This is a genomic window from Ureibacillus endophyticus (genome assembly GCF_003628435.1).
Lineage (GTDB): Bacteria > Bacillota > Bacilli > Bacillales_A > Planococcaceae > Ureibacillus > Ureibacillus endophyticus.
In genome coordinates, this window is the sequence record NZ_RBZN01000010.1 from 40,432 (window position 1) to 57,929 (window position 17,498).

Sequence of the window (17,498 nt, forward strand, 5' to 3'; positions counted from 1 at the left end):
ATATATAGAACAAATGTTCCTATCTTGTAAATTTCTATCAATAATACTCTTTTTCTATTATAATTTCACCTATTTATTATAGTATTTTTTAAGTGTAAAAGATAATTTCCCATATATCGTAGAAAAAGAGCAGTTTATAGTAACCGCTCTTTCTTCATTGACATTTTTACATTTTTCTTATTACTAGATGAATCTTTCAAATCTCGCTCCACTTTTTTATTAAGACGTTTTTCTAATGCCTTTCCAATAAACCAGAGAAGGAAAATTCCTACCCCTGCAAAAATCAATTTAACCGGATCTGTTAATAGTGCCTTTAAGTCGTATCCTAGCACACTCATACTGGCAATCATGACAAACTTACCGGCCATAATGACTATTAAATAATACTTCTTTTTTATATGCGATAAACCGGCAACAATATTAACTAATACGGAAGGAGTAAAAGGAAAACAAAGTAAAATAAAAAGTGGACTCAAACCACGCATATCCACCCATTGAATAAGCTTTTGTATCTTTTCTCTACCGATAAATTTTCGAAGCCTTGGATGTTTCCCGAACTTTCGAACGAGTAGAAACACTACATAAGATCCTAAAACAGTTCCTATCCAAGACAACAGAAAGCCTATCCAAAGCCCGTAAGAACTAGCATTTGCAACTACAATCACTACTAGTGGTAAAAATGGAAGGAAAGCTTCTATAAAAGGCAATAAAATGCCAATTAGCGGTCCAAGTGTTCGATATTGAGCTGCTAAACTTTCGATATTTTCAACGGTAAACCAATCGCTCACAAGTACCACCTCTATCGATATTGAATAATTAAGTGTAAAGTCGTCATCTCATTTGTTGGATTTACGTATTGATGTTCCTGTGAAGCAGAAAACACTAATGTTTCTCCTTTTATTAAATGTTCTTTCATTCCTCCAGCCTCCACGAGAACTTGTCCATTGATGACTGTTACCGTTTCTTCTACGCCATCTGAATGTGCTTCACTCCTATGTATAACACCAGGATCCATCTCTATTTTATAGAATTCCCAGCCTCTTTCAGGGTCATACGGAATAATGGAATATACACGATATTTTCCATTTTCTTCTGATACAACTGTAGATGTTTTTTCATCAAATTTTTGAAATTGTTCCCTTGGCGGTTGTAAAAGAGAGGAAAATGAAATTCTCATACCTGATGCAATTTTCCAAATAGTGGAGACAGTTGGGTTCGATTCACCTTTTTCTATTTGAGCTAACTGCGCTTTACTTACATTAGTAGCTTTGGCAACATCATCTAAACTTAAACTTCGCTGGACGCGTATTTTTTTTAATTGGTAACCGATATTTCGACTCATTTGCTCCATAAGTTCACCAGCCTATTGTTTATTTTATCAGACAGTTGTATACTATAATAAACAATTTTCTAAATATTATTGATAATTTTATTATAGTATCATAGTCCTTTCAATATTTATTAAACTATTGACAACATGTTTACATTTTGGCTACTTAACTAAAGGAACGCTTTTAGATTTTAAAAGGTTCATAGGGTTACATAATGTTTTTTGTTAAATTACTATATTTAGAGTTATATAGGAGGACAAAAGTGAATTTGAATACTCAAGTCAATACTCATCAATCTACAAATACCCTTGATACGTTTTCTCAAGGAGTTAAAGATTGTATTCCTACGTTATTAGGTTATATCAGTATTGGGTTAGCATTTGGGGTTATTGCAATAACTTCAGATTTATCTGTCTTTGAGATTTTTTTATTATCTGTCTTGGTTTATGCAGGATCAGCTCAATTTATTTTTTGTGGATTATATATAGCGGGTGCATCTTTTTCTGTTATTATTCTAACGACCTTTATTGTTAATTTACGGCACTTTTTAATGTCATTAACGGTTGCGCCTAATTTAACAAGATATTCTCCATTACGTAATATTGGTTTTGGGACTTTATTAACGGATGAGACGTTCGGTGTTGCTGTTACGAAACTTATGAAAGAAAAGCATATCGGTGGCAACTGGATGGACGGCTTAAATATTACAGCCTATTTAACATGGATTGCCTCTTGTACGATCGGCGGGTTAATGGGGAAGTGGATTCCAAATGCGGAAAGTTGGGGACTTGATTTTGCATTAATTGCAATGTTCTGTGCCCTACTTGTTTTAAATTTAGTGGATATAGGTAAATCGAAGCTAATGCATTATTTAAAACTCATCGCGTTATTAGTAATCATTTTATATGTCTTATTATATTTTGTACCGGGCCATTTAGCGGTGTTAATTGCAACAGTGATTGTTGCAACGGTTGGGGTGGTGACTGAAAAATGACAACAACCGTTCCAATGATTTTGTTAATGCTTGGTTGTGCATTTGTCACATGGCTTCCACGAGTGATTCCTTTTATTTTAGTAAGAAATATCGAGTTACCTGATGTCGTATTACGTTGGTTAAAATATATCCCAGTATGCATTTTAAGTGCCCTCGTAATCGAATCATTATTTAATGCGGAAGGTGCTATTGTTACCTTTGATTGGTTAAATTTATCTGCCTTTGTTCCAACTTTAATCGTGGCAGTAATCACAAAAAGCTTATCAAAAACAGTCGTAGTCGGTGTTGTTTCTATGGCTATTTTACGTTACTTTTTCTAAATAGAAAAATGCGATGTCGGACTTTCGACATCGCATTTCTTATTCAGCTATTAACAAACCAATTTGATGGTGGTCATTATTATGAACAACGTGTTGAGCAAGACGAACTTCACGCTCATGATTTAGAACTTCAAGTCGACAATGGGCCGCGTTCACTTGTAAAGCCTCATATAACTGACGCTCTGTTTGCACTTCGACACCATTTACTTTTCGAATAATTTCCCCTACAACTAATCCCATTTTTTCAGCCGGGGAATTTGGCAGGATCCCTGCAATCATAACACCACCAGATTTTGCAGACACCGCATATACATCCTTTTGTTGCCCAGTTGAGTAAATGTATGAAATGCCAATTCTAATAATGGCACCAGCAATTAGTGTTAGGAACCCAACAAACGGTACAAAGTATGCTACTAATCCACCTATAATCACTATTTCACCAAGTATCAGTACTGTACGCCCTAATTTCGGGTAAAAATAAATTGGGAGTTTGCTACGTGTCAATTGTTGAAACCCAATGACAACAGGAAATAATATAAGTGAAAATTGAGTAGAACCTAGTGAAAATTGAGGCCACCATGGAAAATAGGCATCAATCACATTACCAGGTATGACAAGGAAAATAGGTAAAATCCAAGCTCTTTTGCTTGTAAATGCAACCCCTCTTAAACCACGCTTCGAATTTTCTACAATAGGTGAAGCGATTTGAGCGCCTTTTTTTCGGATTAATAAGCCCTCTGCTACTACTAAAAGACCTGCTAAAATTGTTGCTGTTACAACAGTTCCTTCACTCATTGTGATTCCATTGATTTCAATTCCAAATAAATTAATTTTCCAACCTAGATAATCAAAAGCCCATAACACTAGGATACTTAAGGCAAATAAAATAATCGGTGAAAGGATATGAAAAACATAAATGATGAGAGCGATTAAACTAATTATTGTTAAAACAAACAACAATTCTAAAGGCACTGTTAATCCGAATGCAATAGAAAGGATTGAAATGATTAAGGCAAATAACAAACCATCCTTTATTAATCCAATTGCTTCGGTCCATCCCCATAAAATTCGAACATGGAAATACTTCCTTTCCCTTTTCACACGTTGATAGCCAAGTATTACTGCTACAATGATGGACACATAAAGAACCGGATTCAAAAACATTCGCCCTATCGCCAATGCAATTTCTATTAAAATATCTGTTATCACATTTTCACCGCCCGTTTACTACTAACTATTGCCATTGTATCAAAGGAACTGCTATTTTCGTAGCTATTAACCTAATTTTTCATAGATTTATAATAAAAAGAAAAGCAGCTAGATTTTCTAGCTACTTAAATTGAATTAGATATCTCCCTCTAAACGATGAAGCATCACACTTAATCCCATATTTAATTGAACATCGTTGTCCATATCTTCTTTATATTTCGTTACTTGTTCACGAATGCTACTAAAGAATGCATCATCCATATGGCGACCTTTTCTTAAATCATTTCGTTCGCGGTAAAGTGCAACAGCATCTGCCGTTTGTTCATCGTAGAAACCATCAGTTCGTCCAACATTAAACCCTAGTCCATTTAATACTTTTTGTACGTAGGCAACTTCTTCATTGAAATCACCTTCAGCAAATTCACCACTTAAAGGAATCACTTCCATTGAGAATAGTGGATGTTGCTCCACTTCAACATCTGCTTTGATTCCTTTACCATGAATCCATTCGCGATTTGGCGTTAACCATTTATTTGTTGATAATTTTAATTCTCCACCATTTTTTAAATCCCATGTTTCTTGAACAGTTCCTTTACCGAAACTTTTACCTCCTACTACAAGGGCACGTTCCCAACTTTGAACAGCTCCTACCATTACTTCACTCGCTGACGCACTACCTTCGTTTTGAAGAACAACAATCGGTAACTTTCGCATTTTTTCTAAATAAAACTTTTCTTCTTCAATGTCCCCTGTTTTTAATGGTTCCATTGCTCCAGCTCCATTTTGCATATAAGCGAATACGACGTTTTCTTTTTCAATACTACTAACAACAGCAGCTACGCTATATAAATAACCACCTGGATTGTCGCGCAAGTCAACAATTAATCCTTCTACATCTTCACTGATTAATTTTTTCGTTGCCTCAACCCATTCATCTGCTGTTTTTTCACCAAACATGGAAATCGATACATAACCAATCTCAGTGTCTTCAACTTTTAATACTTTGGAGTTGACAGTTTTATTATTAATTTCTTTACGTTCTACTGTTACTTTTATATGTCTTTCAGTGCTTGGACGATAAATTACGAGAGTAACTTTTTCCCCAGCCTCACCTGAGATTAATTGCATTAATTCTCCCATTGTTTTTCCTTCAAGACGTTCATCATCCACTTGAACAATTTCATCAAATGGACGAATTCCAGCTTTTTCAGCAGGCGATGACTTCACAGGTGAAACAACAATAAATTTACCGTTTTTCTCCGTTATTTCTACTCCAATACCAACCCTTTGTCCAGCTAATGACTGCTTATGTAATGCAGCTTCTTTTTCCGTATAGTACGTACTATAAGGGTCTTTAATTGCATTTGTCATGCCTCTTAATGCGCCTTCTATAATCTGTTCTTCACTAGTACCGTACACAGATTTTTCTGTAATTAACGAGTAGGCTTGGTCAATAACAGGGACATCACTTACTTTTGTTTCTTCTTTAGAAGATGCAGCCCATCTTTGCCAAACAACAATACTAATTATGATTACAAAAAGTGCGGCTAGGCATAAAAAAATTCGACTTTTTCGCATTTATTTTCCTCCTCTCGTTCAATTTATGAAAGAACAGCAAAGGATAACACATACAAAAAGCCAAATTTTATATTTTCGTAAATTATTCTATTGGTTTAATCTAACTCTTTTACATGCTCTCTTAATGCATCTTGATCTAATGGCCCTACAATATGTTTTTGAATACGACCTGTAGAATCAATCATGAAGGTTGAAGGAATTGTTAAAACTTGATAGATTTCATTAATGCCCTCATCCTCCATTAAAAGAATTGGAAATTTTAATTTATAACTTTCTACAAATTTCTTTACGTTGTCCACATTGCTATCAGTATAGGTTAAGTTAACACCTACGATTTCAACATTATCTTTTTGGGCGTATTTTTCATAATACTTTTGAAGATGAGGCATTTCTTCTTTACATGGTGGACACCAAGTTGCCCAGAAATTTAAGATAACTTTTTTTCCTTTTAAATCTGATAAAGTTAAATTCTCACCTGATATATTTTGTAGTGTGAAATCCGGTGCTATTTGACCTTTCTCTAATCCTTCTTTATCTAAATCCATCTCATATCCTAAAGCGTAATCATTGATGACTTCACTCGCTTCAATTTGTTTTTTTATATAAGTACCAACCATAATGACAACCAGTATTAGTACAACGGAAAGTCCAATTGCTTTCTTTTTCAACTTACACCCTCCAAATCTAAAAATTCACCTATTTCAATTAGGATAACATAAATAAAATTAGGTGCATAAAACTTATATGACGGTTTCTTAACATCTAGATATGAAAAAAGCAGGCTAGTCGATGGATTTACCATAACTAAACCTGCAATTTAATTTTATAGTGGAATATAACGTAATGGGTTTACGTTACCAGGTACTTGTCCTTGCCATGTACCGATATGAACTTCGAAATGTAAGTGTGGTCCAGTTGAACGACCTGTAGTACCCATTCTTGCAATTTGAACCCCTTTGCCAACCGTTTGTCCAACACTTACACTATAGGAATCTAAGTGAGCGTAAACAGTTGTATAAATATCTCCATCCATATTATGTGTAAGAATTACTACATTCCCATAAGATGAAAGTGGACCTGTATACACAACTACCCCACCAGCAGCTGCAACAATCGGCGTACCTGTTGAATTAGCTAGGTCAATACCATAATGGAATTCTGGTCCATACCCTAGATTTCGCCAACCGTAACCACTCGTTAATGTACCATTCGTTGGTTTTGTCCAATCTCCCGAAGAAACTACAGGAAGTGTACCTTCTCCATCGTTCTGACGAGATAATTCTAAAATACGTTTTTGTTCTGCAATAATTTTATCCTGAAGATCTTTACTTACTTCTAACGCCTCAGAATATTCTTTTTCTAGTAATTTTTTCTCTTTTGCTAGTTTTTCTTGTTCTGCTTCTAATTCATCTACAAGTTTATTTTTTTCAGCTTTTTGTGCATTTAGTGATTCTTTTAAACTTTGTAGTTTTGCTTGTTTTGTTTCTAATTCTTTTTTCTTATTTTCAAGCAATAATTTTTGCTCTTCAAGCTTTTCTTTGTCTGACTTTTGATCACGCATAATTTGGCGATCGGCTTCCATTAATGTATTAACAGCAGAGAAACGATCAATAAAATCTACGAAACTATTAGCTCCAAGTAATACATCGATATAACTTACTGAACCATTTACTTGAATTGCACGGGCACGTTCTTTTAGTAATTGGTCACGTTGATCAATTTTTTCTTGTAGTGCAATAATCTCTTGCTGTAATTTTTCAATTTCACTATTTGTTTGTTTAATTTCACCAGTAACAACAGCAATTTGGTCATTCGTTTTTGTAATCTCACTGCCTAATTTTGAAATTTGCTCAAGTAACGCCTCTTGCTTTGCTTCTATTGAACTGATTGCAGTAGATTTCTTTTTGATCTGATTACTTAATGAATTTTTTTGTTTCTCAACTTGCGATTTTTGATCTTTTAATTCTGACAAACTAGTAGCATACGAAATAGGCATTTGTATGAACAAGAAAAATGCAACTACTGCCAGGAATATTTGGAATGGCTTCTTTTTTAAGCTTTTCACAAACTAAGACTCCCTTCAACTTTTGTTTCAACTTAGCTACTACTTTTGCTAGATTTTTAAGAATCTACGGACAGACATAAAACTACCCCAGATTCCTATGAAAATACCTAAAACTAAAATTAATACATTTACTTGATAAAGTAGTGGTGTTAAATCTACTAATTGTAGTAACTCTCCCTGAAGTTTTGGCTGTACGATGTTGTAAAATTTATAATAAACAATCGTTACAACCGCCATTGGAATTATTGAACCTAAAATTCCTAACCACATTCCCTCAATGACAAAAGGTATGCGAACAAAGGCATTGGTAGCCCCAACAAGTTTCATGATTTCAATTTCTTCTTTACGCGCAATTATCGTAATACGAATTGTATTGGAAATTAAGAAGATCGCTGTAAATAATAAGCCCAAAATAAGAACAATTCCTATATTTCGGCTTGTATTTAAAAAACTAAACAATTTTTCTACTTTACCTTCTCCATACACAACTTGATATGTATTATCTAGTTTTTCGATTTTTTCTGCGACTTTAGCAGTTTGCTGTGGCTCTGTTGCTTTCACATACAATACGTTACGAAGTGGGTTACTTTGTTCAAATAAACTTAAATCTTCACCAAAATCTTCAATAAGTAAGTCTAACTCTTGTTCCTTCGAAGAATAAACAACTTCCTCTACACCAGATATAGTTTTTATATCCTTCATTAATTTATCTTCTGCTGCTTTTGCCTTATCAGCATCATCAATTATTTCTATTAAAACTTTAATTTCTACATCATTTTCGATATCATCTGCAACTTTATTTAAGTTCATCATGATGATGGTAAATACTCCAACCAACAATAATGTAACTGTGACTGCACTAATCGATGCAAAAGTCATCCAACCATTTCGAGTTATTGACCTTAAACTTTCACGAAAATGTCGCTGTATTGTCCTACCCTTCATATCCGTAGTCACCTCCGAATATATCACGGACAATCATACCGCCTTCAATGGCTATAACCCGTTTTCGGATTGTATTCACGATTTCACGGTTATGGGTAGCCATTACAATCGTTGTGCCGCGCGCATTAATCTCTTCAAAAATGTTCATAATCTCCCATGATGTTTCTGGATCAAGGTTCCCTGTTGGCTCATCAGCAATTACCACTTTTGGTGTATTCACAATAGAACGGGCTATTGAAACGCGTTGCTGTTCGCCTCCAGACAATTCACTAGGAAACATACGAACTTTATGTTTAAGTCCAACAAGTTCTAACACTTCCATTACCCGATTACGAATCTTTTTCGGATGTTCTTCAATTACTTCTAGAGCAAATGCGACATTTTCATACACAGTTAGACGAGGAAGTAGTTTAAAATCTTGGAAAACGACACCTAACTGCCTTCTAAGGAATGGAACTTGTCTATTTTTAAGCTTAGATAGATTTGTTCCAGCAATAATCACATCACCGGAAGTTGGTTTTTCTTCGCGATACATAAGTTTTATAAAAGTAGATTTCCCAGCACCACTAGGCCCTACGACATATACGAACTCACCCTGTTTTATGTCTATAGAAATACCGTTTGCCGCAACAACACCATTCGGATACTTCTTTACGACATTATTCATTTGAATCATTTATAAACCACCTAAGTTCTACATAAATAGATTTTTTAACTCACCTTCCATTATAACATTCATTTATTCTCTTTTTATTACAATTTCTTTTCATTATTTGACCTATGTACCCGGTACACAAACAATTCTGAAAACAGTATACAATTCAGTTGATGTACTAGGTATAAAGACAAAAAAAGAACGAACCGTATGATACGATTCGCTCATCCTACTTATTCAGCGATGTAACGTACAATGATGCTTCCTGTACGTGATTCACCTGTTAGTTTTAATAAATTTGCATTTTCAATAATTTTGTCGAAATGTAGCGTTTTAAGTAAGAATTGGTCTTCTTCAGAACGAGTGACAACATCCGCCAATCCAACATCTGCTTTACCGAAGTTTGTCGTAACTTGCCCTGCAAGTGATAGGGATTTTGGAACATAAATTTCCACCGCACCAGCGACAGTTTGGGCTTTAATTTTTCTAGCAGTTTGCGAATGTGTCGTTACCACTACTGCACCATTCACCGATTCGGCTTCCACTTCTTCCACATCACCATCGATATATATACGACCATTTACCGTTTCAGCTTCTAAATCTTCACCCTTACTATTACGAAGCTCAATTGCACCATTACCCGTTTCTATATCTGCGTGTTGGAATGAAACATGATCGATTTTTACAGATCCATTATATGATTTTGCCTTTAATAATTTAGAATTTACATCATTAATAGAAACAGATCCATTTAATAAACGTAAAATCATAATATCGTATTGTTTTTCTGGAACCGCAAGTCGAACATCTACATGAGACATTTTAGTTGGAACAGAAATTGTAAGTTTTCCATCAACAAGTTTAATGAATTTTTCTTCAAATTCAGCAATTGTTCTTTCTTCACTATGATGTTGTAAAGATGTTTTAACTTGCGCATCAATTGTAAACTGTTGATCATCTGCTTTTACGATATCGACTTTTCCATTCGGGATTTCTAGTTCCAATCCGTTTATATCTTCAGCATTGAATGCATAGTTTTTTGGGAATTGTACTTTCTCCCCAAATGGAAATTCTAAATCGATATCCTTTAATTTTGTAAATGTTGAGTTCATTAAATTAACAACACGGTGACTAAAATGGGATAAATCTTCTTTTAAATCGTTAAAGAATTCATCCATTTTTTTATTCGCTTCTTTATTGTTGAAGGATTTTCCGAATAAGTCTTCAAAACCAGTTGATTTAGACTCGTTGCTTGTTTGTTGTGATGCTTTTGACTCAGAATCTTTCTCAAATGATATTGGTGCAATCGTCTGTGCCTCTTTGGATCCTTTTTCTTTAGTTAACGCCTCAAGTAAAACAATTGCTTCTTCTGCAGTAATTGTTCCATTTTCAACTAAAGATAATATGCGTTTACGTTCATTCTCCATTAAAAAAGCCTCCCTCAAACGTGTATACCATTTATACGCCTAAGGGAGGGCAAAAGTTTCATGAAATTTTGTATCTGTTTTATTTATTAGAGGCTTCTGCCAATAGTTGCTCCATTCGCTTTTTGTCACGTTCTAAGATTGTTTTCAAATAGCGACCAGTATGAGAATTTTCATTTTCTGCAATTTCTTCTGGTGTACCAGTAGCAATAATTGTACCACCTTTATCGCCACCTTCTGGACCAAGATCGATAATATAATCGGCAGTTTTAATAACATCTAGATTATGTTCGATAACAAGTACAGTATCACCATTATCAACTAAACGCTGCAACACTTTAAGAAGTCGTGCAATATCATCCGCATGTAACCCAGTTGTTGGCTCATCAAGAATATAGAACGATTTACCAGAAGATCTGCGATGCAATTCTGAAGCAAGCTTTACGCGCTGTGCTTCACCACCTGATAATGTCGTTGCTGGTTGTCCAAGTTTCATATATCCAAGTCCCACATCAACAATCGTCTGAAGTTTACGTTGAATTTTCGGTACATTTTCAAAGAATACAACAGCATCTTCAATCGTCATATCCAGTAGTTCAGCGATATTTTTTTCTTTATAGCGGACTTCCAGTGTTTCACGATTATAACGTTTTCCATGACACACTTCACAAGGCACATATACATCTGGTAAGAAGTGCATCTCAATTCGGATGATGCCGTCACCTCGACAAGCTTCACAACGGCCGCCCTTTGTATTAAAGCTAAAGCGCCCTTTTTTATAGCCGCGTACTTTTGCTTCATTCGTCGTTGCATATAAATCTCGAATATCATCAAATACACCAGTATAAGTTGCTGGGTTTGAACGAGGTGTACGCCCAATAGGTGATTGGTCAATATCAATCACTTTATCCAAATGTTCTATACCAGTTATTTCTTTATGTGCTCCCGGTTTTGTACGCGCACGATTTAATTTTTGTGCGAGGGATTTATATAAAATTTCATTGATAAGCGTTGATTTACCTGAACCTGAAACACCTGTTACAGCAACAAATTGTCCTAACGGTATATCAACTTTTACATTTTTTAAGTTGTTTTCCGTTGCACCTTTAATCGTTAATTTACGTCCATCCGATTTTCTACGTTCAACAGGGAGTGGAATGAACTTTTTCCCGCTTAAATATTTGCCTGTAATTGATGCGTCATTGTTCATTACTTCTTCTGGCGTTCCAGCTGCTACAATTTCTCCACCATGAACTCCGGCTCCTGGCCCAACATCGATTAAATAATCTGCAGCCATCATTGTATCTTCATCATGCTCTACAACAATTAATGTATTACCTAAATCACGCATACTTTGTAACGTTGCAATTAAACGATCATTGTCTCGCTGATGCAATCCAATAGAAGGTTCATCCAAAATATATAATACACCTGTTAACCGAGAGCCGATTTGAGTTGCCAAACGAATACGTTGCGCTTCACCACCGGAAAGTGTTCCTGCAGATCGGGATAATGTTAAATAATCGAGCCCTACATTGAGTAAAAAGCTGAGTCGTTCCGTAATTTCTCGGATAATTAATCTCGCTATTTGCATATCTTTTTCAGATAACGTTAAATTCGAAAAGAATTCGTACATTTCTGCAATCGAATGCTTTGTTGCTTCCCCAATGTGTATACCTTCTACTTTTACCGCTAAAGTTTCAGGTTTTAAACGATATCCTTTACATGATGGACATGGTTGTTGGGTCATATATTTTTCCATCTGTTCCCGAACCCAATCAGAAGAAGAGTCTCGGAATCGACGTTCAATATTTCGAACAACACCTTCAAATTCAATATTTTTATCATGGACACTACCAAAATCATTTTCATAATAGAAATGAATTAAGTCTGTCCCTGATCCATATAAAATTTTATCCATTTGACTTTTTGGTAATTGGGAAACAGGGACATCCATTGGTATTCCATAATGTTCACAAACTGCTTTTAAAAGTGATGGGTAATATTGTGAACTAGTTGGCTCCCAAGCAGCAATTGCATGTTCTTCTAATGTTTTGTTCCAATCGGGAATGAGTAAATCCAGGTCCACTTCTTGTTTTGTGCCTAGACCATCACAAGAAGGACAAGCACCAAATGGACTGTTAAATGAAAACATGCGCGGTTCTAACTCACCGATAGAAAATCCACAATGTGGACAAGCATGGTGTTCACTAAATAACAGTTCCTCATGCTCCATCACATCGACAAGTACTTTTCCATCAGCTAGTCGACAAGCTGTTTCTAAAGAATCGGCTAAACGAGATGCGATACCTTCTTTAATGACAACTCGGTCAATCACGACTTCGATGTTATGTTTTTTATTTTTATCTAGCTCAATTGAATCATCTAAATCTCGCATTTCACCATCAACACGAACACGAACATAGCCTTGCTTTTTCAAATCCTCTAACAATTTCACATGGGATCCTTTTCGACCCGAGACAATCGGTGCAAGTAATTGCATTTTAGTTCTTTCCGGATACTCTAATAAGCGATCCACCATTTGTTCAATGGTTTGTGACGTAATTTCAATATTATGATTTGGACAAATTGGTTTACCAATTCTAGCAAACAATAAACGAAAATAATCATAAATTTCCGTAACTGTCCCAACCGTAGAGCGTGGGTTTCGGCTCGTTGTTTTTTGGTCAATGGAAATTGCCGGTGATAACCCTTCAATTAAATCAACATCCGGCTTATCCATTTGTCCTAAAAATTGTCTTGCATATGCTGACAACGACTCAACATAGCGGCGTTGTCCTTCTGCATAAATCGTATCAAATGCTAAAGAAGATTTCCCCGAACCAGATAAACCCGTTACGACAACGAGTTTATCCCGAGGAATCGTGACATTAATATTTTTTAAATTATTCGAACGTGCACCTTGCACTACTATTTCTGTATTTTTCAATTTCGGTCACCCTTCTACCTTCAATTCAAATATCGTATCTCGTAATTCGGCTGCACGTTCAAAATCAAGTGCTTTTGCTGCTTCTTTCATTTCTTGTTCTAATGAAACAATTAACTTTTCTATTTCTGCCTTTGTTAATTTTTTACCTTTTGTTACTTTTGTAACATATGTTTCTTCCTGTTCAGCAGCTTGTGTTGCTCGAATTAAGTCTGGTATTTTCTTCTGAATTGTCTGTGGTGTTATACCATGTTCTTTGTTATATGCTTCTTGAATTGTTCGACGGCGTTTCGTTTCATCAATCGCCTTTTTCATTGAATCAGTGATGCGATCTGCATACATAATTACGTGTCCATTAGAATTTCGAGCAGCTCGTCCAATTGTCTGAATTAATGAACGTTCCGAACGTAAAAATCCTTCTTTATCCGCATCAAGAATTGCGACAAGGGATACTTCTGGAATATCTAATCCTTCACGAAGTAGGTTGATACCGACAAGCACATCAAATGTACCTTTTCGCAACTCGCGAATAATTTCAATCCGTTCTAACGTTTTGACCTCAGAGTGCAAATACTCCACTTTGATGCCCATTTCTTTAAAGTAATCCGTTAAATCTTCTGCCATTTTCTTCGTTAACGTAGTAACAAGTACACGCTCTTGTCTTGCAATGCGGTCATTGATTTCATCGATTAAGTCGTCAATTTGTCCTTCAATTGGACGTACGTCAATCGTTGGATCTAATAACCCTGTAGGACGAATAATTTGCTCTACCATTTCTGGAGTATGTTCTATTTCGTATGGACCTGGTGTAGCAGAAACATAAATAGCTTGGTGAATATGTTCTTCAAACTCTTCAAATTTTAACGGGCGATTGTCTAATGCAGACGGTAATCGGAAGCCATGTTCGACTAAAACATTTTTACGTGCTTGGTCTCCATTATACATACCGCGAACTTGAGGTAATGTTACGTGACTTTCATCAACAACGAGCAAAAAGTCTTTTGGGAAATAGTCGAGCAACGTATATGGCGTAACCCCTGCTTCTCTTAATGTTAAATGCCTTGAATAGTTTTCAATCCCTGAACAGAAGCCCATTTCACGCATCATTTCTAAATCATATTTCGTCCGTTGTTCTAAACGTTGAGCTTCAAGTAACTTATCTTCAGAACGGAATTTTTCCAACTGCTCTTCCAGTTCTTTTTCTATATTTTCGATGGCCTTTAACATTTTTTCCTCGCGAGTTACGAAGTGGGATGCTGGGAAAATCGCAACATGTTCTCGCTCGCCCATTATTTCACCAGTTAGAGCATCTACTTCACGAATTCGATCAACTTCATCTCCAAAAAACTCTACACGTATGCATTTCTCATCACGAGATGCTGGGAAAATTTCAACCACATCTCCGCGAACACGGAATGTACCACGTGTAAAATTCACATCATTTCGTTCATATTGTATGTCTACAAGTTTTCTTAACAATTGATTACGTTCAATTTCCATGCCAACACGAATTGATAATACCAATTCTCTATATTCTTCTGGATTCCCCAAACCATAAATACAAGAAACAGAAGCAATAATAATCACATCTTCTCTTTCGAATAAAGCCGATGTAGCCGAGTGGCGTAATTTATCAATTTCATCATTAATGCTAGAATCTTTTTCAATGTACGTATCCGTCTGTGGTACATATGCTTCTGGTTGATAATAGTCATAATAGCTAACAAAATATTCAACTGCATTATTTGGGAAAAACTGTTTAAATTCACTATATAGTTGCCCAGCAAGCGTTTTATTATGAGCTATTACAAGTGTTGGTTTATTCACTTCTTTTATTACATTGGAAATGGTAAATGTTTTCCCAGTTCCAGTAGCTCCGAGTAAAGTTTGATGTCGTTTTCCTTCATTTATTCCTTTTACCAATTCCGCTATGGCATTCGGTTGGTCACCACTAGGTTGATAAGCGGACTGTAAATCAAAAGTTTCGGCCATTCGTCAATCGTCCTTTCACCCAATACTTGTATATTAATTTTAGCATACTATTCATAAAACACGAACTAAAAAGCGAACGTATATTCTAAAATTTTATTTTAAACGGCAGAAAAGTCGCCCATTATAAACATTGCCTTAGTAAAGATAAACTTTACATTTTTGGCACTGTTTTAATAGGCGACTTTAAAATGATCTATTAATTTACTGCTTCTTGTGCATCTTCTAGTTCTTGAGTTTCTTGTAATTCATTCAATTCTGCTGTGTATGCTAAAAAGGCTTCTTTATCACGTTCGTCTAATGCTCTATCGATGAGATCTTTCAACTGGTCAATTCTTTGTAGTCTTTGCATACTGTTCAAAAACAAGTCCAAATAAATTTCATTCAATAATTTCTCAGATTCGTTTGCATGTTGATAATGTCCAACTGCTTTAAGAAAATCTGTGTATGAATAATATTTATCCATCGATATCACCCCGATTCCCTTTTTTCTATTATAAGATAACCTAGACTCAATTTGCAATATATTCTGAAAAATAGATTAATTTTTTCTGCGTCGTTGAAAATATGTTTGAAATTTTCATTTTGGACTGTTTTAGAGTAGGGAAATTTTAAATTTACAAAATTTTCTAAATTATGTATTGAATTCGCTCGAAATTCATACTATCATGTCTATAAATCCACAACACTTATCATTTAAGGGGGAAATAAAAATGGGAAATGTAAATATTGCTGATTCGTATCATATTTCGTTTAACACTTATCTTATCGAACCTTTAATACATGGGGACAAGCTTTATTCACGTGTTTATGACAAAAGTGGAGAAATTATTGTTTCACGAAAGCCGATTTACATAATTCGAAAATCATGTGTGTTAATGGGATCTAATTACAAAACTGCTCGTTCAGTTTCAAAACGATTCTTTGGTGATGAAAAACACAAACTTCCAATTATTATTTCACACGATTATGGTATGCCTTGCGTATTCTTCCCACTTTTATCACCAACTTCACCAAATAATGTGTGGGTCGGACTTCATGCAATTATCAACATTCGCCGCATTAAAGATAGCACTGAAATTACATTAAAAGATGGTCGCGAACTAATACTAAACTTTAACTATTCTTCATTCTGTACTCAATATGTTTGTGCAACAATGTTACATAAATTCGGGACACACCAAAGACTAATCCTACAAAATGACTTATCCGTTTGAGTAACTTATTAATGCTTTCTTCAAATAAAGTTTAAGCAACTCTTCTACATGATTTCGGAGGCGTATATTTGCATATCTTCGAATTTCCAATGTTCCTGCATAATGAAATTCATATTCAGAAAACAAATCATCCCGTGATTTTCGAACAACTTTTAATTGATGTTTTCTTAAGTACGCCTTCGTATTTTTCAAATCAATCTCAACATTTCTTCTTGCTTCTTCTATTAAATAAATATATGGACCCTTGAACTTAAATTGCCCATTTTCGATTTCTGTATAATCCTTTTCTAAAACGATTAAAAGCATCGGTAAATAAATCGCTGCTTCAAAATACGGAACAGTTTCAATGGGGATATATGCCATAAAAAACCCCTCCCAAAACAGAACATTTGTTCTTATATTATATTCGTAAGGATTGAAAAAATGCAAATGGGAGAGAAAATATTAACTAAATTTATTTTCATGTAAAATCGAGGTATAATATTTACAAGTATTAAAATTCGTAACATTAAAGAGAGGAGGGTCAGGATTGACAGAAAATAACCAAATCTTGCAAGCGATATTGGAACTATCATCGAAAATGGATGTAAAATTCACGGAACTCTCAGAAAGAATCGATAAGTTAGAACTAAGATTTGATTTATTAGAGCAAAAAGTAGATAAAAATCATCAAACTATACTAAACAAACTGGATCAAGTTGAGTACAGAATTGGTGTTTTGGCTGATGAATATATTACTGTTAAAGCTGACGTGAAAAAATTAAAAAAAGTAACAGGGATTTATTCAGATCTGTAATATAAAAAGGCATTTACAAGTCTTTGAT

General features: G+C 35.0%; 17 protein-coding genes. 4 read left to right on the top strand and 13 right to left on the bottom strand.

All coding sequences use genetic code 11. The annotated features are described in order from the left end of the window. Positions 1–134: 134 nt before the first annotated feature. Both D8M03_RS06170 and D8M03_RS06175 read right to left on the bottom strand, forming a co-directional pair. Positions 135–788, bottom strand: a complete 654-nt coding sequence (locus D8M03_RS06170; RefSeq protein ID WP_121213909.1) for a TVP38/TMEM64 family protein — start codon at positions 786–788, stop codon at positions 135–137. 11 nt (positions 789–799) lie between these two features. Then, the gene (locus D8M03_RS06175; RefSeq protein ID WP_121213910.1) at positions 800–1,351 is read right to left on the bottom strand and encodes a helix-turn-helix domain-containing protein; all 552 of its coding nucleotides are present in this window, start codon (positions 1,349–1,351) and stop codon (positions 800–802) included. A gap of 248 nt (positions 1,352–1,599) precedes the next feature. Here D8M03_RS06175 and D8M03_RS06180 point away from each other — a divergent pair, with 248 nt between their 5' ends. Both D8M03_RS06180 and D8M03_RS06185 read left to right on the top strand, forming a co-directional pair. Further along, positions 1,600–2,325 carry an AzlC family ABC transporter permease gene (locus tag D8M03_RS06180; protein ID WP_414674151.1) on the top strand — a complete coding sequence of 242 codons (726 nt, stop codon included), beginning with the start codon at positions 1,600–1,602 and terminating at the stop codon, positions 2,323–2,325. Continuing rightward, on the top strand, positions 2,322–2,645 hold the full coding sequence (locus D8M03_RS06185; RefSeq protein WP_121213912.1) for an AzlD domain-containing protein: 324 nt from the start codon (positions 2,322–2,324) through the stop codon (positions 2,643–2,645). The genes D8M03_RS06180 and D8M03_RS06185 overlap by 4 nt, the downstream gene beginning before the upstream one ends. A 39-nt stretch (positions 2,646–2,684) precedes the next feature. On the opposite strand, the gene D8M03_RS06190 is transcribed toward D8M03_RS06185, so the two are convergent. The 10 genes from D8M03_RS06190 to D8M03_RS06235 all read right to left on the bottom strand — a co-directional run bounded on the left by D8M03_RS06190 (position 2,685) and on the right by D8M03_RS06235 (position 15,923). Then, positions 2,685–3,854 (bottom strand): PDZ domain-containing protein, encoded by a 1,170-nt coding sequence (locus D8M03_RS06190; RefSeq protein WP_121213913.1) that lies wholly within the window; start codon positions 3,852–3,854, stop codon positions 2,685–2,687. Positions 3,855–3,989: 135 nt separating this feature from the next. Then, on the bottom strand, positions 3,990–5,432 hold the full coding sequence (locus tag D8M03_RS06195) for a S41 family peptidase (protein WP_121213914.1): 1,443 nt from the start codon (positions 5,430–5,432) through the stop codon (positions 3,990–3,992). Between the two features lie 95 nt (positions 5,433–5,527). Then, positions 5,528–6,100: a peroxiredoxin family protein gene (locus D8M03_RS06200; protein ID WP_245987489.1), complete on the bottom strand. Its 573-nt coding sequence runs from the start codon at positions 6,098–6,100 to the stop codon at positions 5,528–5,530. Positions 6,101–6,255: 155 nt separating this feature from the next. Further along, positions 6,256–7,497 (bottom strand): murein hydrolase activator EnvC family protein, encoded by a 1,242-nt coding sequence (locus D8M03_RS06205; RefSeq protein ID WP_349690007.1) that lies wholly within the window; start codon positions 7,495–7,497, stop codon positions 6,256–6,258. A 48-nt stretch (positions 7,498–7,545) separates the two neighbouring features. Further along, a complete protein-coding gene (ftsX, locus tag D8M03_RS06210) occupies positions 7,546–8,442 on the bottom strand; it encodes a permease-like cell division protein FtsX (RefSeq protein ID WP_121213915.1) in 897 nt (298 codons plus the stop codon). Continuing rightward, positions 8,432–9,118: a cell division ATP-binding protein FtsE gene (gene ftsE, locus D8M03_RS06215; protein WP_121213916.1), complete on the bottom strand. Its 687-nt coding sequence runs from the start codon at positions 9,116–9,118 to the stop codon at positions 8,432–8,434. The genes ftsX and ftsE overlap by 11 nt, the downstream gene beginning before the upstream one ends. Positions 9,119–9,330: 212 nt before the next feature. Next, a complete protein-coding gene (locus tag D8M03_RS06220) occupies positions 9,331–10,524 on the bottom strand; it encodes a DUF4097 family beta strand repeat-containing protein (RefSeq protein WP_121213917.1) in 1,194 nt (397 codons plus the stop codon). A 79-nt stretch (positions 10,525–10,603) separates the two neighbouring features. Then, positions 10,604–13,471: an excinuclease ABC subunit UvrA gene (gene uvrA, locus D8M03_RS06225; protein ID WP_121213918.1), complete on the bottom strand. Its 2,868-nt coding sequence runs from the start codon at positions 13,469–13,471 to the stop codon at positions 10,604–10,606. A gap of 6 nt (positions 13,472–13,477) precedes the next feature. Then, complete coding sequence (gene uvrB, locus D8M03_RS06230) at positions 13,478–15,460, bottom strand: excinuclease ABC subunit UvrB (protein WP_121213919.1); 1,983 nt, start codon at positions 15,458–15,460, stop codon at positions 13,478–13,480. Positions 15,461–15,656: 196 nt separating this feature from the next. Next, entirely contained in the window at positions 15,657–15,923 is a 267-nt protein-coding gene (locus D8M03_RS06235; protein WP_121213920.1) for an IDEAL domain-containing protein, read from the bottom strand. Positions 15,924–16,170: 247 nt separating this feature from the next. On the opposite strand from D8M03_RS06235, the gene D8M03_RS06240 reads away from it, so the two are divergent. After that, positions 16,171–16,674, top strand: coding sequence for a competence protein ComK (locus D8M03_RS06240; protein ID WP_170148395.1), 504 nt, complete (start codon positions 16,171–16,173; stop codon positions 16,672–16,674). On the opposite strand, the gene D8M03_RS06245 is transcribed toward D8M03_RS06240, so the two are convergent. Beyond that, positions 16,663–17,037, bottom strand: a complete 375-nt coding sequence (locus tag D8M03_RS06245) for a YhjD family protein (RefSeq protein WP_121213922.1) — start codon at positions 17,035–17,037, stop codon at positions 16,663–16,665. The genes D8M03_RS06240 and D8M03_RS06245 overlap by 12 nt on opposite strands. Positions 17,038–17,203: 166 nt before the next feature. Here D8M03_RS06245 and D8M03_RS06250 point away from each other — a divergent pair, with 166 nt between their 5' ends. After that, a complete protein-coding gene (locus D8M03_RS06250; protein WP_121213923.1) occupies positions 17,204–17,470 on the top strand; it encodes a hypothetical protein in 267 nt (88 codons plus the stop codon). The last annotated feature ends 28 nt before the right edge of the window (positions 17,471–17,498 follow it).

What these genes read in the sequence shown, in the direction of transcription:
- D8M03_RS06175 (WP_121213910.1), bottom strand. Translation starts at nt 1,351, where the DNA reads ATGGAGCAAATGAGTCGAAATATCGGTTACCAATTAAAAAAAATACGC.
- D8M03_RS06195 (WP_121213914.1), bottom strand. Translation starts at nt 5,432, where the DNA reads ATGCGAAAAAGTCGAATTTTTTTATGCCTAGCCGCACTTTTTGTAATC.
- D8M03_RS06245 (WP_121213922.1), bottom strand. Translation starts at nt 17,037, where the DNA reads ATGGCATATATCCCCATTGAAACTGTTCCGTATTTTGAAGCAGCGATT.
- D8M03_RS06235 (WP_121213920.1), bottom strand. Translation starts at nt 15,923, where the DNA reads ATGGATAAATATTATTCATACACAGATTTTCTTAAAGCAGTTGGACAT.
- ftsX (WP_121213915.1), bottom strand. Translation starts at nt 8,442, where the DNA reads ATGAAGGGTAGGACAATACAGCGACATTTTCGTGAAAGTTTAAGGTCA.
- ftsE (WP_121213916.1), bottom strand. Translation starts at nt 9,118, where the DNA reads ATGATTCAAATGAATAATGTCGTAAAGAAGTATCCGAATGGTGTTGTT.
- D8M03_RS06185 (WP_121213912.1), top strand. Translation starts at nt 2,322, where the DNA reads ATGACAACAACCGTTCCAATGATTTTGTTAATGCTTGGTTGTGCATTT.
- D8M03_RS06220 (WP_121213917.1), bottom strand. Translation starts at nt 10,524, where the DNA reads ATGGAGAATGAACGTAAACGCATATTATCTTTAGTTGAAAATGGAACA.
- uvrB (WP_121213919.1), bottom strand. Translation starts at nt 15,460, where the DNA reads ATGGCCGAAACTTTTGATTTACAGTCCGCTTATCAACCTAGTGGTGAC.
- D8M03_RS06240 (WP_170148395.1), top strand. Translation starts at nt 16,171, where the DNA reads ATGGGAAATGTAAATATTGCTGATTCGTATCATATTTCGTTTAACACT.